Here is a 25,612-nt window from a genome sequence, read left to right on the forward strand (position 1 = left end):
AGTTTTTATTGGTATACTTCTAATTAAGTTGATGTGTATTTTAAGCATATATTTAATATAATATTATTTAAGGGAGGGTTATATATGAAATTTTTAGTTGTAACTGGAATGTCTGGGGCAGGAAAAACTCAAACTATAATAAGTCTTGAAGACTTAGGATATTTTTGTGTAGATAATTTACCTCCCACATTAATAATAAAATTTGCAGAAGCTTGCTTTCAAACTGAAGGTAAGATTGATAAAATTGCTATAGTGGTAGATATAAGGGTAAGAAGGTTTTTTGATGACCTATTAGAAAGTCTAAATAAACTAGATAGAGAAGGCTATAAATATGAGGTTTTATTTTTAGAAGCTAGGGATGAAGTTTTAGTAAAACGCTATAAAGAATCTAGAAGAAAGCATCCATTAGCACCAGATGGAAGAGTTATTAATGGCATAGCTATAGAAAGAAAAAAATTGAGAGGAATAAGAGAAAGGGCAAATAATATAATAGATACTTCAAAGCTTACTAATAAGCAGTTAAATGAGGAAATAGTTAGAGAGTATGGAGATGCCGGGGCCATTGAATCAAAATTATTAATAAATGTGTTATCCTTTGGATTTAAATATGGTATACCACTGGATTCAGATTTAGTGTTTGATGTTAGATTTATACCAAATCCTTATTATATTAAGGAATTAAAACCTTTAAGCGGCTTAGATAAACCAGTAAAGGATTATGTGCTTTCAAAAATAGAAACAAAACAGTTTTTAGATAAGTTAATGGATATGATTACATTTTTAATACCGAACTATAAGAACGAGGGAAAAAGACAGCTTATCGTTTCTATTGGGTGTACAGGTGGAAGACATCGTTCCGTAGCCATTGCTAATAAGGTGTGTGAACTTTTAAACCATCAAGGTAATAATGTAACTATAGATCATAGAGATATAAATGAGGATGTAAATAGAGGAGCAGGAAAGCTATGAAGCTAAGTCGATGGCTTACCCCAGGGATAGGAATAAAAAGATGGATTGGGAAAATGATTATAGGTATTATCTTATTAACCTATAGTATAGTTGGATTTTTATATACCTTAAATAGAGGAATTGAATATAATGGATTTTTTATATTTATATTATTTCTAGGAGGATTTTTTTTAGTATCAGGAATAAAGAACTATACTAAAAAAATAATTACACTGATTAATTTTGAGGCTTTAAATATAGGGAGTAATAGAAAGCTCAAAGATATTATTTACGAAAAAAGTATATTAGTAAAGGGACCTAAAATAGTTGCAATTGGAGGAGGAACAGGACTTTCTAATATGCTTAGAGGACTTAAGAAATACACTTCTAACATTACAGCAATTGTAACAGTAGCAGATGATGGCGGTGGTTCTGGTATGCTTAGAGAGGACTTAGGAATGCTTCCACCAGGAGATATAAGAAACTGTATAATAGCATTAGCAGATACAGAGCCTGTGATGGAGGATTTGTTTGAATATAGGTTTAAAGAGGGAATTCTAGAAGATCAAAATTTCGGAAACTTATTTCTTGCAGCTATGGATGGAATCTCAGACAATTTTTTAGAAGCAGTAAAAAAGACTAGTTCTGTACTTGCAGTTACAGGAAGAGTACTTCCTGTAACATTAGATAATGTACAGCTTTTTGCACGACTAAAGAATGGTTCACTGGTAAGAGGAGAGTCAACCATACCAAAAGAATGTATAAAAAGAAATTCTCCAATAGAACAGGTTTTTTTAGAACCTAAGGAAGTGGCTGGCGTAAAGGAAGCAGTTGATGCTATACTTGAGGCAGATGCTATAGTCTTTGGACCAGGTAGCGTATACACCAGCGTAATTCCTAATTTAATGGTAAGCGATGTAAGAGAAGCTATAGAGAAAAGCAGTGGTTTGAAAATATATGTGTGTAATATAATGACGCAACCAGGTGAGAGTGATAATTTCACTGTTCAGGATCATATAAGAGCTTTATACAAGCATTGTGAAGGATTAAGTATAGATTATGCCATCATTAATAGAACTAATGATGGATCAGATTATGAAACTAAAAGGAAATATCTTGATGAAGGTGCTGACTTTGTAAAGTTAGGAGAAAGAAAAAATGATGAGTTAAAAGTTAAGTATATTCAGAGTAATATAATGAAGATAAAAAATGGATATATAAGGCATGATGAAAATAAATTAGCTAATATTGTAATTGAAACAATACTTAACAAGAAAATGAGCAAAGATGAGAAGAGATCATTAGAATTTTTATATTTGTCTCAGAAACTAGAAGAAGATAAAAAGGATAGGGAGTAAAGATATGTCATTTTCACTACAGGTTAAAAACGAGGTATGCAGATATAGCGAAGTATCTAAGGAGGAGGCTATAGCTGAATTATCAGCTATAATGAAAGCCAGTGGAACCTTAGGTTTTAGCTCTAATAGAGCGCTTACATTCAAGGTTGTTACAGAAAATCCTTCAATAGCTAGACTTATATTTAAGTTATTAAAGGAACATTTTAATATTCATACTAAATTGTTAGTAAAAAAGAGCAATTCACTAAAGAAAAATAATATATATATGGTTATAATTCCGGAAAATGTAGATGTAAAGCAATTACTTAAACAGGTTGGAATTATAGGGAAAGAGGACTTATTCACATTAGACTATACTATACCAAAGGGACTTATTATAGAAGAAGGATGTAAGAGAGCTTATATTAGAGGAGCCTTTTTAGGTGGAGGAAGTATAAGTAATCCAGAAAAAACCTATCATTTAGAGTTTGTAACTCATAATTATGAGTATGCTACAGAGCTTAGTACATTAATTAACTCTTATAAACTAAATTCTAAGGTTATTCAAAGGAAAAATAGCTTTGTAATATATATTAAAGAAGGAGAGCAGATAGTGGATCTATTGAACATAATAGGTGCTCATAGCTCTCTCTTAGAATTAGAAAATATAAGAATTATGAAGGAAATGAGAAATAACGTAAATAGGATAGTTAATTGTGAGACAGCTAATTTAAGTAAAACGGTAAATGCTGCAGTTCGTCAGGTTGAAAGCATAAATTTAATTCAAGAAGAGATTGGGCTCGGTAGACTTCCTAAGAATTTAAGGGAGATTGCTGAACTTAGATTATCTTTTCCAGATGAGTCATTAAAAGAACTGGGAGCTATGCTCACCCCTCCAGTAGGAAAGTCAGGGGTCAATCATAGGCTTAGAAGAATAGAGAAGATAGCGGATGAACTTAGAAAAGAAGGTAGATAATTTATGTCAAAACATGAGGAAATAATAAAATATATCCTTTCATTAGAGATTGGAACTAAAATTTCTGTTAGGGGAATAAGTAGTGACTTAAGTGTAAGTGATGGCACAGCCTATAGGGCTATAAAAGAATGTGAAAATATAGGTATAGTAAACACTGTTCCTAGAGTAGGAACAGTAAGAGTAGAAAAGTTAGAAAAGAAGAATTTAGACAGAATCACCTTTAGAGAAATTGTAAATATAGTAGATGGAACTCTATTAGGTGGAAAAAATGGTGTAGATAAATTTTTAGAAAGATTTGTTATTGGCGCTATGGAAGTAAATACTATAGAAAGATATATAAGCCCAGGTGCTCTTTTAATAGTTGGAAATAGAGAAGAGGCCCAAAGATTAGCATTACAAAAAGAATGTGCAGTCTTAATAACTGGAGGCTTTTCTGTTAGTGATGAAATAAAAAAGTTGGCGGATAAAAATAAATTACCACTTATATCTTGTACCTATGATACTTTTACTGTAGCTACTATAATCAATAAGGCCATATCTGAAAATAATATTAAGAAAGATATAATATTAGTTGAGGATATTATGGAGAAGAAACCTGAATATCTTAAGACATCAGATAAAATTAAAAACTTAAAAAAGTTAGTAGAAGATAGTAGACATGAGAGATATCCAGTAATAGATGAGAATTTTAAAGTGGTAGGTGTGGTAAATATTGGAGATATAAAAAATAATGAAGATGAAGAGATAATAGGCGCTATTATGTCTAGAGACCCAATAGTAGTAATGCCTAGTACTACTGTTGCTTATGCTGCTCATATAATGGCGTGGGAAGGAATAAAGCTATGTCCCGTAGTAAATAAAAAGAAGCTTATAGGGGTTATAACAAGAGAAGATGTAATTAAAGCTATGCAGTTAGTTATAAGACAACCACATATAGGACACACCTTAGATGATTTTGTTTTAAAGAATTTTGATTTTGAAAATAAGAAGAATGTGCTTCATTTTAGAGGGGAAATAGTGCCAGAAATGCTTGACTCCATAGGAACAGCATCATGGAATGCCCTTAATATGCTTCTATCCACTATGGGTACTATGGCGTTAAGACAAGATGGAACTACAAATGTGGCTATAGACAGCTTTACTTCATATTTTACAAAACCTGTTCAATTAGGAAGAATTATTGATGCTTATTCAGAAGTTCTAGATATAGGAAGATATTATTCTAAAGTAGAGGTTACAATGTACAATCATAATAAAAATCTTATTGCAAAGGCCATGATATCTGCAAAGGTGTTAAAAAACAGATAGGGAGAGAGTATTTATGTTCACTCATATAGTGCTTTTTAAATTGAAAGAAGCAACTGAAGAAAATATTACAAAAATTAGTGATATACTTAATAGTATGGATGGAAAAATATCACAATTAAAATATTTAGAAGTAGGGGTAGATGAATTACATACAGAGCGTTCCTTTGATATATGTTTAATAACTAAATTCAACTCGCAAGAAGATATGGACAATTATCAGATACATCCATATCACCAAAAAGAGATATTAGCTAAGATAAAACCTTTTATAGATTCATCTAAGACTGTGGATTACACTAATTAGAAAACATAATATTTGAAGTATTTAATTATTAAAAAGGGCTACAGAGATGGAGTCCTTTTTAGTTGAATAATATTAATATTTATTAATAATAGTGAAAATAAATTAATAAAATTCAATATTGATATTTTAAAAAAGATGCCTTAGTGATATAATCTATTTACATATATTAACTTATATGAATTTAAAAGTAATCAAGGGGGATCGTTATGTTTAAAAGTGTAAAGAAGAGATATATTGTGTTATTGTTGGCATTTGTATTTATAATGCAAATTATATCTCCAGTAGCAGTAAGAGAAGCTTATGCAGCCAGTACTGAGAAAAAAATACAAATTCTTGGAACATCAGATTTGCATGGGAGATTTTATCCATGGGAATATGCATCAGATACAGAATTAACCAAAGGATCTATGGCTAAAATATCAACTAAGGTTAAGGAATTAAGAAAAACGAATCCTAATACTATCTTAATTGATTGCGGAGACACTATTCAAGACAATTCATCTCAATTATTTTTAAATGATGATATTCATCCTATGATATTAGGAATGAATGAAATGAAGTATGATACCTATACATTAGGAAATCATGAGTTTAACTATGGGATTCCAGCCCTTGAAAAAGCACTTAAGGAATTAAATGGACCTAAAGCACTGTGTGGAAATGTTTATAAACCTGATGGAAGCAGACTTGCAGATGCTTATAGAATTGTTGAAAGAGATGGTCTTAAAATTGCTATAATAGGTATGGTAACACCTCATATAACTAAATGGGATGGACCAAACTTAAAAGGCTATACTGTAAACAGTCCAGTAACCGAAACTCAAAAAGCTATAACAGAAATAAAGAAAAATGGCGGAGCTGACTTATTTGTGGCAGTACTACACATGGGACAAAATTCTGAATATGGTAATGGAGATAGCGCTAAAGAAGTAGCAATAGCTAATCCAGAAATATCAGCTATAGTATGTGGACACGAACATGCTGAATTTGTTAATGTAAAAGCAGGTAATGCAATTATAGTAGAGCCAAAAAGTAATGGTGAATTTTTATCACAAATAGAATTAAAAGTTAAAGAAGTAGATGGAAAATATCAAGTAGTTGAACAAAAATCAGCTAATATAGCTATAGACGATAAAGTAGCAACTGACAAAGCATTAGCAACTAAATTTGGATCTTACCACCAAAAGGCTTTAACAGATGCTAGGCAAGTTATCGGAGAACTTAAGGGTGGAAGCTTAGCACCTGCTGATGAGTTCAAAGGTATTACTCAAGCACAAATCCAAGATACAGCAGTAGTAGATTTAATATTAGATACTCAAATGTATTATGCAGGAAAACATGTACCTAAGGGAGCACATCATGTATCAGGAGCAGCAATATTTACATCTAATGCCAATATTGCAGAGGGGCCAATTAAGAAAGCTGATACATCAAAGGTATATAAATATGACAATACATTAATGACCTTAAAAATAACTGGCAATCAATTAAAAAAATATATGGAGTGGTCAGCAGGGTATTATAACACTTTTAAACCTGGAGATTTGACAATATCCTTTAATGAAAAGGTAAGAATGTATAATTATGATATGTTTGGTGGAGTAAAATATGAAGTTAACATATCAAAAGAAGTTGGAAAGAGGATAGAAAATCTAACTTTTATGGATGGGACAGCTATTAAAGATACAGATGTAATATATTTAACAGTAAATAATTATAGAGCTAATACTCAATTATTAAATCAAGATTCTGGTTTATTTAAAGGTGAAAAAATTGAAGTGATTTATGACTCAGCAAGTGAACCAGTTTCAGCAGTTAGAGATTTAATTGGAAAATATATTGTGGAAGTTAAAGGTGTATCTATTAAACCTGAATTAGATAATAACTGGAAAGTAACAGGTTATAATTTTAATAAGGAGAAAAGAGAAGTAGCTCAAAAATTAGTAAATGAAGGTAAACTTTCAATACCAACTTCAGTAGATGGAAGAACACCTAATGTTAGAAGTATAACCTGGCAAGATGTTGAGAAACTTGGCAAAGGAATGACTTTCTTAACATTTAATGATTACCATGGAGCAGTAGATAGCAAAAATAGTTCTAAGGACCCTGGCATAGCTAAATTTGCAGGAGCTATAAAAAGCTATACTTCAAAAAGTAATAAAAATATGGCTTATTCAGTAGTTTCAGCAGGAGATATTTATCAAGGTACTGCTATGTCTAACTTAACTTATGGAGACGTTATTAGTAAAATGCTTAAAGAAATAAAGGTAGAAGCATCAGCTATAGGTAATCATGAGTTTGATTGGGACATAAACAAAATTGGAAAATGGTCTAAGGATGGAGGCTTTGATTTCTTAGCAGCAAATTTATATGATAAGAACACTGGAAAGCCAGTAAATTTTGCTAAGCCATATAAGGTTATTGACAAGAATGGTATAAAAGTAGCATTAATAGGATTAATAACCCCAGAGACTGCAACTCAAACTTTACCAGCTAATGTAGAAAATTTTGAATTTAAAGATCCAATAGAGACAACTAATTATTGGACAGATTATATTAGCAAGAATGAAAAGGTAGATGCTGTTGTAGTTTTATCTCACTTAGGTGCATTCCAAGATAGTAATGGTGTAATTACAGGAGAAGCTGCAGATTTAGCTAAAAATGCGAAAGGTATTGATGGTATAATCTGTGGACATACGCATCAAACAGTTGCAGGAGAAGTAAATGGAGTTCCAATAGTTCAGGCTAAGAATAATGGTAGAAATATTGGTCAACTTTCTCTAGTAAGATTAGATGGGAAATTATATGTTTCTGCTGCAATAGAAGATTTATCTGTAAAAGTTAAAGATTTACCAGAAGACCCAGCCACTAAAGCAATATATGATAAATATAGTAAGGATTTGGCGCCAACTTTAGATAAGGTTGTAACAGTATTAGAAAATGATTTTCCACATGACAGACATGAAGGATTAAGCATACTTGGACAGTTTAATGCTAAATTAATGAAAGAAATTACAGGAACGCAAATTGGAATTACTAATGGTGGAGGTATCAGAGGTCCATTATCTAAGGGGAATTTAACAGTTGGAAACATGTATGGAATTTTCCCATTTGATAATACATTAGTGACTATGGAATTATCAGGAGCAGACATTAAAAAGAACCTTGAACATGGTATAAATAATAAGGAATATGGATGGATTCAATATTATGGAATGAAGGTTGATTATGATGAAGCTAAGCCACAGGGTGAAAGAGTTACTGGTATAGAATTAATGGATGGTAATAAAATACAAGCAGATAAATACTATACAGTAGTAACTAATGACTTTATGGCAACAGGTGGTGATGGATATAATTTCAAAAATGCTAAAAACATGGTTAATACTAATATAGTTATAAGGGATGCTATGATAAAAGAGTTATCAAAATATCCATCAGTAAAATTTGTTAAAGAAGGACTTTTAATACCGGCAAATAAAGTTCAAAAAATAACATCATTAATGCAAATTAATGGATTAGCAGCATAGTAAATTTTGAAGGAGTGTGATTTCACGCTCCTTTTTCAATAAATTTTTTTATTTTGATATAAGGTCATAAGATGAAATAATTCTAGGGTGGTAACTGATCTCTTGAAAGAGTAAAATAAATATGGGAGGGTCACTATGAAGAAAAAAATAGTATTAGGTTTTAGTATTATCTTAATTGTTATTGGAACGTTTTTAGTTGGATATTCATTTAAAGGCAAAGGGGAAACCAATAAAGCACAGGATATCTTATATGATAGGTTTATTGAGAAAAAACAAAATGCTAGCAATAATAAAGTTGAAGATAAAGATGAATTAAAAGATATACAAAAGAAACCAGATGAAATGGATTATTTAGATAAGGTAGATCCAATTGCTATAATAGAAATTCCTAAAATAGAATTAAAGGCTGTTGTAGCAGAAGGCATAGAGGATCACATATTAAAATATGCAGTAGGTCATTTTGAAAATACTGCAGTGCCAGGTGGCATTGGGAATTTTGCATTGGCAGGCCATAGAAATTATGAAACTGGTGAATTTTTTCTTAAGCTTCACAAATTAATTGCAGGAAATGATATAATAATAACTACTCATGACAATAAATATGTATATAAGGTAACTGAAACTTTTGTAGTAGGACCTGAAAATACTTATGTACTAAATGAAACTGTGAATGCAACTATAACTCTTGTTACCTGTACCACAGACGGTCAGGATAGATTAATAGTTAAGGGTGAATTAGTAAACTAGGAGGTGATAAATGCCATGAGAGATTTCGCACATCTACATGTGCATACGGAATATAGTTTACTTGATGGATCAGGTAAAATATCAAAGCTTATAAAAAGAACTAAGGAACTGGGAATGAAAAGCATTGCCATTACTGATCATGGAGCTATGTATGGTGCAGTAGATTTTTATAATGAGGCAGTAAAAAATGGCATTAAACCTATAATAGGGTGTGAGATATATGTAGCTGGTAAATCAATGAGTATTAAGGAACCTAATAAGGAAAATGATACTTATCATTTAGTTCTTTTAGTAAAGAATGAAAAGGGTTATGAAAACTTAATGAAAATAGTATCAGCAGCATCTATTGAGGGATTTTACTATAAGCCTAGAGTTGATCATGATTTTCTTAGAGCTCATAGTAAAGGTTTGATAGCTACCAGTGCTTGTCTAGGAGGAGAAGTACAAAAGTGGTTTTTAAGAGGGAATAAGGAAAAAGCAAAGGAATGTGCCTTAAGATATAAGGATATATTCGGAGAAGATTTTTACTTAGAGTTACAATACCATAATGTAGATGAACAGCTCAGAGTAAATGAAAAAGTTATAGAACTATCAAAGGAATGTGATATTCCATTGATATGTACCAACGATGTTCATTATATTGCTAAAGAAGAAAGTAAATCTCATGAAATTCTTCTTTGTATCCAGACAGGAAAAACCATGGAAGATGAGAGTAGAATGAAATATCCATCAAATGAATTTTACTTAAAATCTCCAGAGGAAATGGAGAAGATTTTCTCATATATTCCAGAGGCCATGGATAATACAGTAAAAATTGCAGAGAAATGCAATTTTAATTATGAGTTCCATGTATCTAAATTACCCAAATTTCCATTGGCTGAAGATGTAGAACCATTTACATATTTAAGAGAAACTTGCTATAAGGGATTATTTGAAAGATATAAAATCTTTGATGAGCTAAAAGTTAATTTTAATGAAGAGCTATTGCTAAGCATTAGGAATTCTAATGAGGAAGCTAAGGAACTTTGTGATAGATTAGATTATGAACTAAATATAATTAATCAGATGGGATATGTAGATTATTTTTTAATTGTGTGGGATTTCATAAGATATGCAAATGAAAACGGTATTCCTACAGGACCTGGAAGAGGTTCGGCAGCTGGGTCATTAGTTGCATATACACTGGGAATAACTAAAATAGATCCTATAAAATATAGTTTACTTTTTGAAAGATTCTTAAATCCAGAGAGAATTTCTATGCCTGATATAGATTCGGATTTCTGTTATGAAAGAAGGCAAGAGGTAATCGATTATGTTGTGGATAAGTATGGAGCGACAAATGTATCTCAGATAATAACTTTTGGAACTATGGCTCCGAGAGCTTGTATAAGAGATGTGGGAAGAGCTATGAACTATTCTTATGCAGAAGTTGATAAAATAGCAAAGATGATTCCTACAGTATTAAATATAACCATAGATAAAGCATTAGAAATGAATAGTGAATTAATGGAAACCTATGATACTGATGAGAGAGTAAGGGAACTTATAGATGTAGCAAAGGATTTAGAAGGACTTCCAAGACACTCTTCAACTCATGCGGCAGGAGTGGTTATAGCATCCAATCCACTAGTAAATTATGTACCTCTTCAAAAAAATGAAGACATGATAGTAACTCAATTTACTATGGGAACATTAGAAGAATTAGGTCTCCTAAAGATGGATTTCTTAGGACTTAGAACGCTAACTGTTATGGAGGATGCTGTTAGAAATATAAAAGAAAATAGAGGAATAGATGTTAATCTTGATGACCTTGGCTTTGGTGATCCAAAAGTCTATAAGATGATTGGAGAAGGAAAAACTGTGGGAGTATTCCAGCTGGAATCTGCAGGAATGACTTCCTTCATGAAGGAGCTAAAACCAGACTGCTTAGAAGACATCATAGCGGGTATAAGTCTTTATAGACCAGGTCCTATGGCGGAAATACCAAGATATATAGATGGCAAAAAAAATCCGGATAAAGTTCAATATGTAACTCCACAGTTAGAGGAAATTTTAGATGTTACCTATGGAGTTATGGTGTATCAAGAGCAGGTTATGGAGATAGTTAGGGAACTAGGAGGATATTCATTAGGAAGAAGTGACCTAGTTAGAAGAGCTATGTCTAAAAAGAAGCATAAGGTAATGGAAGAGGAACGAAAAAACTTCATTCATGGAATAGTAAATGCCAAGGGGGAAGTTGAAGTTCCGGGATGTGTTAGGAATGGAATTACTGAAGAGGCTGCAAATAAGATATTTGACCAGATGATGGACTTTGCTTCTTATGCATTTAATAAGAGTCATGCAGCAGCCTATGCTGTAGTTGGATATCAGACCGCTTATTTAATGTATTATTACCCAGGGGAATATATAGCAGCTATGCTGAATAGCATAATGGGAAGCAATGAAAAAGTAGCCTTCTATATAAGATTTGCAGAGGAACTTGGCATTCAGGTTCTACCTCCAGATATAAATGAAAGTTGCACTAAATTTACAGTAAAAGATAATACTATAAGATTTGGGCTTTCAGCTATAAAAAATGTAGGTGCAAATGTAATAGATTCTATAGTTGAGAGAAGAGAGGAAAAGGGAAAGTTTAAAGATTTTAATGACTTTTGCAACAAAATAGATAGTTCTGCAGTAAATAAAAGAGCTGTAGAAGGTCTTATAAAAGTTGGAGCCTTTGACTCCTTTAAGGTATATAGATCAAGAATTATGGCTATTTTTGAAAAAGTTCTTGATGGGATAAATAATGAGAGAAAGAGAAATGTACCAGGGCAAATGAGTTTATTTAATGCTCTGGAGGAAGAGGATACAACTATCTTCAAGATACAATATCCTAATATAGAAGAGTTTAATAAGAAATATATATTGGCAATGGAAAAAGAAATGACAGGTATATATCTATCAGGACACCCTCTTGATGATTATGAAAAAACTTTAAAGGTGGTAACTAGTCATAAAACATCTGATCTAGTTATAGAAAGCACTTTAGAGGAAAGCAATATAGAAACAGATAATTATAAGGTACAGGATAGACAAAAGGTTATAGTGGGAGGAATATTTGGGACAGTATCCAAAAAAATTACACGAAATAACCAAATGATGGCTTTTGCGAATTTAGAGGATTTATTTGGAAATGTTGAAGTGGTAATATTCCCTAAAACTTTTAATCAATATAGAAATCTTATTGAAGAAGATCAATTAGTTATAGTAGAAGGAAGAGTAGCCTTAGAAGAGGGAGAACAAAGTAAAATACTCTGCGAAAAGATATCTCCATTAGTTAATGTTTCTAAAGATAAAATATATGTGCTAGTACCCAATGAGACAACATTAAATTCAGCCATGAAGAATATAAGAAATGAGTTTAAGGATAATTTTGGAACTACACCTGTATATCTATGCACTGCTAATGATAGAAAGAGTTATTTAGTAAATAAAAATAGCTGGTTAAACAATAATTATGACACAATTTCTCATCTTAAAAACATGTTTGGTGAGGAAAATGTAAAGATAGTTTAGAGTTTTTATAATGCAATGAAAATTGTTTATTTGGCGCGATTTTAAAATCGTGCCATTTTCATACATAGGTAAAATTAAAAAGGGTTAATAGATTTTAAATTTAAGAATATTAAAAAAATATTGACAGTATAAGTAAAGTATAATAGAATGATTTTAAATAAAAGACTATGAAGAGATGAGTAAATGGATCAATTTTTTTCACAGAGAGCTTCTGTTGGTGAGAGGAAGTAGAAAACGTCTATTGAAAAAAGCCTCTGAGTCTTACATTGAACCTAGCAAATAGGGGATGATGTAACGGGAGCTCCCGTTAAAGAGCTAGAGTATAATCTTTTAACTGACACTTCAAATTTGAATTTGAAGAGTAGAAGGGTACTCCTTAGAGAAAAAAAGGAGTTTCATTAGTTAAAAGCCGTACTTGAAAAGGTTAATGCGGTGACGTATTAACGAACTGGGGTGGTACCACGAAGTAATTATCTCTCGTCCCCAAGACTAATGTCTTGGAGGTGAGAGTTTTTTTGTTGTTGAAGGTTAAAAAATTCCTGTAATCATAAATGTGATATCACAGGAATATATAAAAATTAATTGTGGCAAAATGAAAGGTGGTATTATCAATGTATAGTAATTATACAGATTTAAACAATTTATGTGAAATAATGCAAGATGCTAATGAGTTTATGGTGGAAAGAGTAAAAAAAATAACTCAGCTTAAAGACAGAGGAATTAATCCATACCCATATTCTTTTAATCCAAATTCAAATTCTAAATATATATTAGAAAACTTTGATTTTATAAACAATGAACAGGAATTTATCTTAGCTGGCAGAGTTATGCTTTTAAGAAGAATGGGAAAAGCTACATTTTTAAATATTAGAGATCAGCATGGAACAATTCAAGTTTATATTAATAAAGGAGTAATAGGAGAAGAAGAATATAGTTTAATTAAACTAATAGATACTGGAGATATTATAGGAGTACGAGGCAATGTATTTAGGACTAAAACTGAAGAGATAACAATAGAAGCAAAAAAAATTACAATGCTTTCTAAATCTATAAGGCCACTACCAGAAAAATATCATGGTATTCAGGATGCTGATTTAAGACAGAGACATCGTTCATTGGATATGATAATGAATGAAGATGTAAAACAAAGATTTATAAATCGTTCAAAGGCTATGTATGCCATAAGAGAATTTATGGACCAAAAAGATTTTATGGAGATGGAAACACCTATATTAGATACAAAATATGGTGGAGGAGAAGCAAAACCCTTTGTAACTAATGTAAATGCTTTAAACTGTGAAGTATTTATGAATGTGTCTCCAGAATTATATTTAAAAAGACTTATGGTAGGTGGAATTGATAGAGTTTACACCATGGTAAGAGCTTTTAGAAACGAAGGTATAGATAGAACTCATTATCCTGAGTTTACGCTATTTGAATGCTATATGGCCTATGCCGACTATGATGATATGATGAGGCTTATGGAACAGTTATATGAATATGTATTTCTAAAAGTAAAAGGAACAACTAAAGCCACCTATGATGGTGTAGAGATTGATTTTAAAGCTCCATGGAAAAGAGAAACCATGTGTAACCTTGTAAAAAAATATACAGGTATAGATGTGGAGATGCTTATAAAAGAAGATATAGTGAAATTAATAAAAGAAAAAGGATTTTTATCAGAAGAGCAAGAAGAGGGATTAAATTTGGAGGAAGCTCCAAAAGGGGATTTGATTTTAATCTTATTTGAAGCTTATTGTGAGGAACATTTGATAGAACCTACTTTTGTAATTGATTTTCCACTAGATTCTTCTCCACTATGTAAGGTCCATAGATTTAATTCAGAGTTAATTGAAAGGTTTGAACCTTATGCTTTTGGAGTGGAGCTTGGAAATGCATATTCTGAGCTTAATGATCCATTAAGACAAAGAGTATTACTTTATGATCAAGCAAATAAATTAAGAGCAGGTCTTGAAACAGCAAGTCCAATGGATGAAGAATTTGCAGTGGCTATAGATACTGCAATGCCACCTGCAGGGGGACTAGGTATAGGAATAGATAGAATGATGATGTTCTTAACAGACTCAACATCTATAAGGGATGTAATAGCATTCCCATTAATAAAAAGATAAGAATTAAAGGTATTGGATAGATAAGTGCTCACTTTCTTTGCAGTGAATTGTAGCAAGCTACAGAGAAGTGCAACTTGCAGTTGCAGAGAAACATGCCAAGAGGCGTAGAGAAACATTCATTCTGCTTATTAGTGACCGAATTGAATGCTTCACTGAAACCATCGGTTGCACTTCACTAAAAGACACTAATCTTTGTTAATAAAAGATTAGTGTTTTTTAGTGAAGTTTTGAGAATACAATTCATATAAATATATATTTTTTACCACTTATAAGATTTATGAAAAAGTAAGATAATATATGATAATACACTATTTGAAATGATAACGTGTACATTTTTAAATTTAGATTAATATGGTTAAAATCTTGAAAATTTCATTGATAATAGTGAAGTTAAATATTAGAATTAATATATATTGTAATGAGTTTAGGGGGTAATCACATGAAAAGAATTGCTGTACTAACTAGTGGTGGTGATTCACCAGCAATGAATGCGGCTATAAGAGCCGTAGTCCGGATGGGTAAAGAAAAAGGGTTAAGGGTATACGGAGTTCATAGAGGGTATAATGGTCTCATTAATGGAGAGATATATGAGATGGAAAAAAGTTCTGTATCAGATATTATCCAAAGAGGAGGAACCATATTAAGAACTGCTAGAAGCGAGGAATTTAAGACCTTAGAGGGAAGACAAAAGGCTTTAAATGTAATAAAAGTATTAAAAATAGATGGAGTAGTTGTAATTGGAGGAGATGGTTCCTTTAGAGGAGCTGATCTTTTAAGTGACTTAGGAGTTCCTACTGCATGTATACCAGGAACCATAGATAATGATTTAGCTTATACTGATTACACTGTAGGATTTGATACAGCATTAAATACGGCATTAGATGCAGTTAATAAAATAAGAGATACATCTAGTTCTCATGAAAGAGTAAGTGTTATTGAAGTAATGGGAAGGAACTGTGGAGATTTAGCACTATTTGTAGGAATTGCAGGTGGAGCCGAAAATGTAATTGTGCCTGAGAAAGCTTTTAATATTGACGATATATGCGAAAATATTTTCAAGGGGAAAAGAAATGGAAAGCTTCATAATATTATAATTTTAGCAGAAGGAGTAGGGGGAGCTCAAAATCTAGCTAAAAAGATACAAGAGATTACCAGTATTGAAACGAGAGCAACAGTGCTTGGATATATTCAAAGGGGTGGAATACCAAGTGCTTTTGATAGAATATTAGCATCTAGAATGGGTGCCAAGGCAGTAGAAGTATTATTAGAAGGTAAATCAGCAAGAGTAATAGGAACTAAAAAAGGTGAGATTATAGACATGGATATAAAAGAAGCTCTTGCAATGGAAAAGCAATTTAATGAAGAGTTATATAATATATCTATAGCTCTTTCTAACTAGGAGGATATAAATGAAAAAAACAAAGATAATATGTACAGTAGGGCCAACTACAGATGATGAAAGTATTATAAAGCAGTTAATAGAAAACGGTATGAATGCTGCAAGACTTAATTTCTCTCATGGAAGTCATGAAGAACATAAAAAAAGAATAGATATGGTTAAAAAGATTAGACAAGAACTTGGACAGCACATAGCAATAATATTAGATACTAAAGGACCAGAGATAAGAACAGGTAATTTTGAAAGTGGTACTGTAGAATTAGTAGAAGGAACTGAATTCACAATACATTGTGGAGAAGAAGTACTAGGAGATGCCACTAAATGCTCTGTAACCTATGGAAATTTATGTGAAGATGTAGAACCAGGAGATGTGATTTTAATAAATGATGGACTTGTAGGCTTAGAGGTTCAAAACATAGATCATAAGGAGATCAAAACTCTAGTAAAGAATACAGGGATTATAGGAAATCATAAGGGCGTAAATGTACCTGGAGTTGCAATAAATCTTCCAGCCTTAACAGATAAAGATATAAATGATCTTAAGTTTGGTATAGAAAGCGAAGTGGATATAGTAGCTGCTTCCTTTATTAGAAAAGCTTCAGATGTACTTGATATAAGAAAGGTATTAGCTAAAAATGGAGGAGAAGGAATTCAAATCTTCTCTAAAATTGAAAATAGACAGGGCGTAGATAATATTGATGAAATATTAGCTTATTCTGATGGGATAATGGTAGCCAGAGGAGATTTAGGAGTAGAGATACCTACGGAAGAGGTGCCAGTAGTACAAAAAATGATTATAGAAAAGTGTAATGGAGCAGGAAAACCTGTAATTACTGCTACTCAAATGTTAGACTCTATGATAAGAAATCCAAGACCAACTAGAGCTGAGGCTTCAGATGTTGCTAATGCTATATTTGATGGAACAGATGCTATAATGCTTAGTGGAGAAACTGCCAGTGGAAAATATCCTGTAGAGGTTGTAAAAACCATGGCTAGGATAGCAGCAAAAGCAGAAGAATATATAAATTATGAATCTAACATGCTTAAGAGGAAGAAGTCGCATATTCCAAATGTACCTAATGCTATAAGTCTTGCTACATGTAGTACTGCTATGCAATTAAATGCATCAGCTATAATAACCTCTACTCAAAGTGGTCAAACAGCTAGACAAATATCTAAATATAGACCTGAATGTAAAATAATAGCTTGCACACCTTCAGAAAAGGTAGCAAGAAGCTTGGCATTAAGTTTTGGAGTTGTTGCTATATTAACTCCAAAACTGGAGAGTACAGATGAAGTAATAGAAAAAAACTCAGAAATTGCACTTCAAAGAGGATATGTGGATAAAGGTGATTTAGTTGTTATCGTAGCAGGAATTCCTATGAATTATGTAGGTAGTACGAATATGATGAAGGTCCATATAATAGGAGATATATTGCTTCAAGGAAAAGGTGCTAATAACATAACTGCTTATGGAATGGCATTACATCCTTCCAATCATAAGGAAGTATTAAATAATATGGATGAAAGACAAATACTAGTACTTAAGAGGTTAAGCAGAGAATATTTAGATGTGCTAGAAGCGGTTTCAGGAATAATAGTTGAAGGTGATGAGATGAGTTCGAGTGTAGTACTTGAATGTAGTAGTAGAAATATACCTATAATTTATAATGCACAAGATGCAACTACTATTATAAAATCAGGTTGTTTTATAACTATGGATTCAAAGCTAGGAGTAGTATATAGCGGAAGAGCGAATCTGACCTATTAAAAAAAGAATAAATATTGGTTAAATATGTATAATATTATAGTTTGTGGACAAAAATTATAATATACACATTTAAGGCAACTGATTTGTTGTTGGCACCCAATTTGGGTGTCTTTTTTTATATGGTTCTATTTTGATATATTGTTGATAATTGACTGCAATATTATTTAGAATTTTATAGCAGTATAAGAATTTATATAGTATAAAAAACTTAAATATCCATAAAATATGACTATAACTTTGAAAGGAGTTTAAGTCATGAATGGACCATTAACTTGTAATGCGGAAAATTGCGTTCACAATATATCAGGATTATGCTCTGCAAAAAATATTCACATCAATGGGGCGAATGCACACTCCTCGGAGTATACTAATTGCTATACATTTGCCCAGAGAGGCTTTAAAAATGCATTTACAAACATGTTTAACATGAATGTAGGTGGAGAGATAAAGCAACTATTTAGTAGTTCAAGTATAGAGATGAAGCCAGTGATTAGTTGTGATGCAGTAAATTGTATACATAATATGAATAGAATATGCGAAGCTTCATATGTACAGATACATGGATTAGAAGCATTAAATAGTGTATCAACAGAGTGTCAAAGCTTCCAAGAATAAAAATTTCTTTTAAAGCTATACCTTACTTAATAATTTAGGATAAGAAAAATAGAATCTTAAATTATTATAAGGAAAGCCCTCCGAAAGCAAATTTAAACGACCCTTTAAATTTAAAGATTTAATTTTGACCTCAGGTAAAACTTGCTGAGGTTTTTTTATTGTACTCCAAAGATTGAAGGTTAAAATTATAATTTCAAAGAATATCTATATTATATTTTGCTTTTAATGCACTAAAGAAAATGTTTCGCAATTTATTAGACTTTCTGTTAAAATGGATATACGAAAGGCTAAGATAAATAAGACTATAGTTTCTTATATGCCTAAAATGAGAAGGTGATACAGTGAAAAAGGTTAAAGATATGCAATATATTAGTAAAAATGAAGAATATATAATAAAAATAGAGAGTTATGGACATGAAGGAGAGGGCGTAGGTAAGATAGATAATTTTACAGTATTTGTTCCAGGAGCCATCAAGGATGAAACTGTAAAAATAAGATTAATAAAGGTAAATAAGAATTATGGCGTAGGAAAAGTCTTAGATATTGTAATCCCATCAAATAATAGAGCAAATCCTATTTGTGCTATATATAAAAGATGTGGTGGATGTAATATTCAACATATGACCTATGAGGAGCAGTTGAGATTTAAAACTTGTAGGGTAAAAGATGTAATGGATAGAATAGGAAAGCTAAAGAGAGCTAATATACATGATACCATTGGAATGGAAATCCCATATAATTATAGAAATAAAGTTCAACTACCAGTGGGAAAAAAAAATGAGGATATTATTGTAGGCTTTTATGCTCCAAGATCTCATAACATAATAAATATGGAACAATGCCACATTCAGACTAAAATTGGAGATAAGATTATATATATAGTGAAGTCCTGGATGAAGGAATTTGGAATTAAGCCTTATGATGAAACTAACCATAGTGGAACTATAAGACATATAATGGTTCGAAGAGGTTTTAAAAGTAAAGAGGTTATGGTAGTCATAGTTACCAATGGTACGAAACTTTCTCATTCAAGAGAGTTAATAGAGCAACTGAGAGAGAATATTTTAGAATTAAAATCTATAGTGCAAAATATAAATGCTCAGAAAACTAATGTAATATTAGGAACTGAATCTATTACTCTATGGGGTAATCACACTATAATAGACTATATTGGTAAATTTAAGTTTAATATATCCCCATTATCTTTTTTTCAAGTAAATCCTATTCAAACAGAAATTCTTTATAAGAAAGCTCTAGAATATGCAGATTTGCAAGGTGATGAAATAGTATTTGATGCCTATTGTGGTACAGGAACCATATCACTATTTCTTTCAGAAAAGGCTAAGAAGGTTTATGGAATAGAAATAATTCCTCAAGCTATAGATAATGCAAATAAGAATAAAAAGCTTAATGAAGTAAATAATGTTGAATTTATAGTAGGTAAATCTGAAGAAGAGATACCGAAGCTAATAGAAAAAGGGGTGAGACCAGATGTTATAATGCTGGATCCCCCAAGAAAGGGCTGTGAGGAATCGCTACTTCATGCTATTGCTAAGGTAGAGCCTGTGAGAATAGTTTATGTATCCTGTGATGCAGCAACTTTAGCAAGAGATTTAAATATCCTTGAACAATTAGGATATATTGCAGAGGAAGTACAGCCAGTGGATATGTTTCCGCAAACTGCACATGTGGAGACAGTCGTGCGAATGGTAAAGAAACAGTCAGTGAATGTTTAGGAAAGTATTATATGTATGCGCTTTAATAGTTTATTTCGAATAACAAATATTTTATAAATAGAAAAGGATTAGGAGAGTTTTCTCTTAATTCTTTTTTTATTTAAGATTTGTTTTAAAGGGTTTGTGAGTAATAATATACAGTTCATTATCAACACTATATTAAAACAAAGACTTAATTTATATTAAATTTATTTAGTAGATATAAATATATTAGGTGATTTATATATTTTTAAAGATGTAGTATAACAATATAATACAATAAACACAAAAAAATGACAAAAAATATGGACACTAGACAAAAGCTATATTATAATGTACATTGGATGGACAATATTGTAATAATAAATAAAAAGAGGAAATATATTGTAAAATTTTTGTTATAATAATAAAATATTTTTATTTATGATTTTATTTTACAATAATGCAAAGTTGTAGTTAATATATCTATTTATATAATGTATAAACTTATATGATAAAAGCTTTAATATGTCTTTTATAGAGTAGAAAATATTAGATTAATGCTTTGTTTAAAATATATTTAAAAAATTCTAAAGTTATAAAACTATATTTATGAGAGGATGTGGATATTTTGAAATTAAAAAAAATATCAAATATTTCTTTATCTTTAAAGTCTAAAATTATACTGATAACTTCATTGATAATGGTGTTGTCTTGTTTTTCTATGAGCTATATATTCTATAGAAATATGTATACTCACACTGTAAAGCAACTGCAAGGGGATGCTTTAAATATCGCGAAGTCAGGTGCTACATTAATTGATGGAGATAGATTTGAAGAACTTTCAAGGTCTTTGAAAAAGGATGATAAATTTTATATTGATACAAGGAAAGAGATGCAAGAATTAAATAATAGTATAGGAAAAGGGATGCTATATACATTGGTATCAAATGATTCAGAGAATTATACGTATGTAATTGATGGAAGTGATGCAAATGTAGAGATAGGATATAATCAGAAAAAGTCAGATTTTTCGAAAGAAGCAAAAATGACTTTTGATACAGGTAAGGCACATGTGAGCGAGATGTATCATGTTGAAACACTTAATAACAACTATATATCAGCTTTTGTTCCAATATTAAACTCTGCTAATAAAGTAGTTGGAATAGTAGAGTATGATTACAGAGATACAGATCTCTCAGAGAGGATTAATCAATTAACTATAGTGATAATTTTAGTCACTTTTATTTTAATCGTAGTTTCTATAATCATTAATTATATTTCCTTAAAATTAATGTTCAAACCAATGGGTACATTAGTAAAATCTATGAATACCATTGCTGAAGGAGACTTAACTTTAGATATAGACGTCTCTAGAAAAGATGAAATAGGCAATATTAACATAGCATTAAGTAAAACTGTTAAATCATTAAGAAATATGATAGAAAAGATCCAAGTATCTTCTATAAAAGTTACAGAAATAGCTCAAGGAATTCTGGAGAGCTCTTCAGAGTCAACCAGTGCTTCTGAAGAGTTAACTGTATCTACAAATGAAATTTCTTCAATATCAACCGAGCAAGCTGCAAAAACGCAAAATGTAAAAGATGTTTTAGATAAATTAGATTCTGATATTCAAAATATTTTTACACAGATAAACTATGCTGATAACATTGCATATAAAACATTGGAAAATACAAATAATGGAACAGCAGTAATCAAAAATACTAATATACAAATTGATAACATTGGGAATAGTATAAATGATGTAAATTCCGTTATAACAGAGTTAGCAAAAAGTATTAGTAAAATACAAGGTATAGTAACAACAATATCAAGTATTGCTGATCAAACTAATCTTTTAGCATTGAATGCAGCAATTGAGGCAGCAAGAGCAGGCGAAGAAGGACGAGGATTTGCTGTTGTAGCAGATGAGGTTAGAAAACTTGCTGTAGAATCTAATGCAGCAGCTAGTGAAGTTGTAGATATAATTGGATTTATGAATGAGCAGGCAAATAATGTTTTAAAAGCGGTTTCTATCAGTGTTAACATGACAAAAGAAGGTAAGAAGTATACCGATAATGTAAGTGATACTTTTGAAGTGATAAAAAATTCTAATGCAGATATAGAAAGTAAAATAGATGATATCAAAAATTCAGCTAGTCAGATAGTATCAAATATTGGAAATATTAATGAAAGTATGAATGAAATTGATATAGTATCAAAAACAATAGATACAAATGCTATGAATTTAGCAGCAGTAACTGAGGAGCAGATGGCTTCATCAGAAGAATTTAAGTCAATGTCTGAATTCTTAAATAGGGAATCTGAAATTCTAAATGAAAGTATTTCTAAATTTAAGATATAAGACAGACATTTATAATTAACAAATATACACAAAGTGCCAGATATAAATGTAATTAAGTTATTATCCTATATTTTTAATGACTTAACACCTTTTATATCTGGCACTTATTATATTAAGATAATTTTCATAGATAGCTTATTTTTTTATATCATTTGCTATTGGAATTTGTACAAAACTTTCTCTTGTATTAAATTTAAAGTTTGTAGATTTTAAAGGTCTTGTAGTAAACTGTGCATCTGTAGATAGTATTATTAAGCCAATTTTATGACCTTTTTTAACAATGTAATCCATCGGTTGCATGTCCAGATTAAACGTATATTCCTGTCCAGGGTTTATAGTATCTACACGGTAATTTGCTACACGATTTTGTGCATCCATCCAGCCACGAGAAATAATCTTATAATCTGTTTTTTTATTATCCATAACAAAGTTTACTATATCATCTGAACCAGCATTACCACCATATATTATACCATTAGGTGTCACAACTTCTTTTTCTGTAGTAGGCCTATATTCAGGGCCGTAATCTACAAGCATTGCACTTATGTTGGCAGTAGGTTCATCTATAGAAGCCTTTATAGAAACATTTACAGTTCCACTTATTCTCATGTCTTTATTAACAGAATCAGTCACATAGGATAAGCGATCAGGTCTCTTTACGTCAGGCTTTTTAACTATTGTGTCAAGCCATTTATCTAAATCAGGATTTTTTCTATCAAATTGTGATAATGATAAATCATCAGTAAAGGTTTCCTTTAAATCTTTTTTAGTTGGCTTAGAAGTCAATTTACCAGATTTACCATCACTATCAAGATAGAATTTAGTATTTGAGCCTTTTACAGGCCAAGTATCGCAGGTCTCCCATTTGAGGTCTGTATTATTTTGTATTGTAGCTGTAGGAATCTCTTCCATTACGTTGTTATCTATGTCATAAAGCCAATAAGCAAACCATCTACTCATCATATCATTAAAATCTATACCTGCTAAATTATCAATACTTATATGATCGCCTTGATGTAATATAACCTTACTTGGCACATTATGTTTTTCAAGTTCTTTCCATAACATATCAAATTGTTTAGTTTTTACGTTCCAATCATTAAGACCTTGAACAATAAATACACTAGCTTTTATTTTGTCAGCATTATTTAAATAGTTACGCTCGTCCCAAAACTTATTATAATCTCCTGTAACACGATCTTGATCAATTTGCATCTGCTTAATATTTTTTTCAAATAAGGTTTTTACTGTAGAATAATCTTCAGTATCGAACATTCTACTCATGCAGTATGTTGCTAGCAAATCAGCATCATCGCCTTGCCATCCTAAAGCCGGGGCAGCTACACCATTAGATCTATAGTAATCGTACCAATTACTTATGGCAGCTATAGGAACTATTGTTTTTAACCCTTCTACACCTGTTGTTGCTGCAGCTATAGATAGCGTACCTAAGTAAGATCTACCAGACATTCCTACGTCTCCTGTGCACCAAGATGCAGATACTTCAATATTATCAGTTTTATTTGTGAATGCCCTAGTTCTTCCATTCAACCAATCTATTACTGCAATAGTCGAGGTTGTCTCATCAGAAGAACCAGTACTTGTAATGCCTTCAGAGCCTCGAGTGCCTATGCCACCAGAAAATACTACTGCATATCCACGAGGTAAGAAATAATTATACCATTCACCAAATTCAAAAGGTGCAACTTTCCCATTGTCAGCCTTACCTAACACTTTTCTTGGAGTAGGAATTTCCTTTTTCTCTGGTTTATATTTTATATCTTCATAAGTTGTACTATTTTGTGAACTTATAGCTAAATCCTTATCTACATTATGAGTAATATAAAGATCATCATTTGTTCCTGGACGATAAGGGCTGACTTCAAATATTGCTGGAACTTTCATCCCTTGTTCAGTTTCAGCAGGACGTTTTATCCATACTTCAATTAAATCACGTTTTTTATCTAGGTCTGTATCCTGTGGTGATTCAACATAGACTTTTTCGTAAACGACATCATCATGCTTAAATATAGGTTGTGGCTTGCCATCAAATACAAGTATTTCTGGAACATCTTTGTTTTTATTAAAATCCATCATAAAGCCAGATTCTAATAATACCTCAAAATATTCACGACCACTTTTAGTTTTTGATTTTAAACAATCATTAAGTGCTTTTGCAAAGTCATCATTTGTAAATTTACTTTTTCCTAAAGGATTAAGACCAATGGATTTTGCAAATTTAATTATATTTTTATCTGTAAAATCACTTCCTTGCTCATATCCTAGTAGTTGAAGAATAATTTTATAAAATTCTTCTTCTTTTACAAATTTATTTGGATTAAAAATGTTCTTATCACCTTTCATTAAACAAGTTTCAGGATTTGCTTTTATATATGCAAGTATATTTCTATCTTCTATGGAATTTACTGATTTATAATCTGAAAAATTTTCTATTGCTTTAAAATTTTTGGCTTCATCCTCAAGTCCATTTAGTCTTAAGAGTACGGTTGCAACTTGCATTCTAGTAGGTTGTTTTGCTGCATATTTAGGAGTTACTCCTGTTTCATCACCTTTAATTAAATCAAGATTCTTTATAGCAGCCATTTCTTCACTAATATTATCAACTGATGAATTAGTATTATCTGCAGCATATGTAACTGGAGTTACAGCAAATATTAACGTAAAAGTTAATATAATAGATATAATTTTTTTCATAACTTATCCCCCTAATAAATGTCAGGCTTTTTTCATTGATTTATTAGCCTTTTAAAATTTGTCTTGTTTTCAGTCATTTTGCTAAAAAACTATTTAAAATGAAAAGTTTTTAAATTTCCCACCACCTCTTCTTTGGTAATATAATGAATATATTCAAATTATAATTATATCATAAAAATATAACCTAATATTAAAATATAAGTATAAATATAT

15 protein-coding genes and 1 other annotated feature are annotated in these 25,612 nt (G+C 31.1%); of the genes, 14 read left to right on the forward strand and 1 reads right to left on the reverse strand.

Annotation, left to right across the window (positions count from 1 at the left end):
• Positions 1 to 84 precede the first annotated feature (84 nt).
• The 14 genes from rapZ (at position 85) to ACI48Q_RS02065 (ending at position 22,684) form a co-directional block, all read left to right on the forward strand.
• Positions 85 to 969, forward strand: a complete 885-nt coding sequence (gene rapZ, locus ACI48Q_RS02000; protein WP_474917369.1) for an RNase adapter RapZ — start codon at positions 85 to 87, stop codon at positions 967 to 969.
• Complete coding sequence (locus ACI48Q_RS02005) at positions 966 to 2,306, forward strand: gluconeogenesis factor YvcK family protein (RefSeq protein ID WP_474917370.1); 1,341 nt, start codon at positions 966 to 968, stop codon at positions 2,304 to 2,306. The genes rapZ and ACI48Q_RS02005 overlap by 4 nt, the downstream gene beginning before the upstream one ends.
• Before the next feature lie 4 nt (positions 2,307 to 2,310).
• Positions 2,311 to 3,261, forward strand: a complete 951-nt coding sequence (gene whiA, locus ACI48Q_RS02010) for a DNA-binding protein WhiA (protein WP_474917371.1) — start codon at positions 2,311 to 2,313, stop codon at positions 3,259 to 3,261.
• Between the two features lie 3 nt (positions 3,262 to 3,264).
• Entirely contained in the window at positions 3,265 to 4,569 is a 1,305-nt protein-coding gene (locus ACI48Q_RS02015) for a DRTGG domain-containing protein (RefSeq protein ID WP_474917372.1), read from the forward strand.
• Between the two features lie 13 nt (positions 4,570 to 4,582).
• Positions 4,583 to 4,873 carry a Dabb family protein gene (locus tag ACI48Q_RS02020; RefSeq protein WP_474917373.1) on the forward strand — a complete coding sequence of 97 codons (291 nt, stop codon included), beginning with the start codon at positions 4,583 to 4,585 and terminating at the stop codon, positions 4,871 to 4,873.
• A gap of 206 nt (positions 4,874 to 5,079) precedes the next feature.
• On the forward strand, positions 5,080 to 8,403 hold the full coding sequence (locus ACI48Q_RS02025; RefSeq protein ID WP_474917374.1) for a 5'-nucleotidase C-terminal domain-containing protein: 3,324 nt from the start codon (positions 5,080 to 5,082) through the stop codon (positions 8,401 to 8,403).
• Positions 8,404 to 8,538: 135 nt separating this feature from the next.
• Positions 8,539 to 9,150 (forward strand): class D sortase, encoded by a 612-nt coding sequence (locus ACI48Q_RS02030; protein WP_474917375.1) that lies wholly within the window; start codon positions 8,539 to 8,541, stop codon positions 9,148 to 9,150.
• Positions 9,151 to 9,165: 15 nt separating this feature from the next.
• Positions 9,166 to 12,708: a DNA polymerase III subunit alpha gene (locus tag ACI48Q_RS02035; protein WP_474917376.1), complete on the forward strand. Its 3,543-nt coding sequence runs from the start codon at positions 9,166 to 9,168 to the stop codon at positions 12,706 to 12,708.
• A 158-nt stretch (positions 12,709 to 12,866) separates the two neighbouring features.
• Positions 12,867 to 13,196: a binding site (T-box leader), on the forward strand.
• 123 nt (positions 13,197 to 13,319) lie between these two features.
• Positions 13,320 to 14,840, forward strand: a complete 1,521-nt coding sequence (gene lysS, locus ACI48Q_RS02040) for a lysine--tRNA ligase (protein WP_474917377.1) — start codon at positions 13,320 to 13,322, stop codon at positions 14,838 to 14,840.
• Between the two features lie 439 nt (positions 14,841 to 15,279).
• The gene (gene pfkA / locus ACI48Q_RS02045) at positions 15,280 to 16,239 is read left to right on the forward strand and encodes a 6-phosphofructokinase (RefSeq protein WP_474917378.1); all 960 of its coding nucleotides are present in this window, start codon (positions 15,280 to 15,282) and stop codon (positions 16,237 to 16,239) included.
• A 10-nt stretch (positions 16,240 to 16,249) separates the two neighbouring features.
• The gene (pyk, locus tag ACI48Q_RS02050) at positions 16,250 to 18,010 is read left to right on the forward strand and encodes a pyruvate kinase (protein WP_474917379.1); all 1,761 of its coding nucleotides are present in this window, start codon (positions 16,250 to 16,252) and stop codon (positions 18,008 to 18,010) included.
• 255 nt (positions 18,011 to 18,265) lie between these two features.
• A complete protein-coding gene (locus ACI48Q_RS02055) occupies positions 18,266 to 18,625 on the forward strand; it encodes a DUF1540 domain-containing protein (RefSeq protein WP_474917380.1) in 360 nt (119 codons plus the stop codon).
• A gap of 359 nt (positions 18,626 to 18,984) precedes the next feature.
• Positions 18,985 to 20,361 carry a 23S rRNA (uracil(1939)-C(5))-methyltransferase RlmD gene (gene rlmD, locus ACI48Q_RS02060; protein ID WP_474918320.1) on the forward strand — a complete coding sequence of 459 codons (1,377 nt, stop codon included), beginning with the start codon at positions 18,985 to 18,987 and terminating at the stop codon, positions 20,359 to 20,361.
• Positions 20,362 to 20,950: 589 nt separating this feature from the next.
• On the forward strand, positions 20,951 to 22,684 hold the full coding sequence (locus ACI48Q_RS02065; RefSeq protein WP_474917381.1) for a methyl-accepting chemotaxis protein: 1,734 nt from the start codon (positions 20,951 to 20,953) through the stop codon (positions 22,682 to 22,684).
• Between the two features lie 135 nt (positions 22,685 to 22,819).
• On the opposite strand, the gene ACI48Q_RS02070 is transcribed toward ACI48Q_RS02065, so the two are convergent.
• Positions 22,820 to 25,399, reverse strand: coding sequence for a Xaa-Pro dipeptidyl-peptidase (locus tag ACI48Q_RS02070; protein WP_474917382.1), 2,580 nt, complete (start codon positions 25,397 to 25,399; stop codon positions 22,820 to 22,822).
• Positions 25,400 to 25,612 lie beyond the last annotated feature (213 nt).

It is taken from the genome of Clostridium sp. LXY-7, assembly GCF_056172015.1.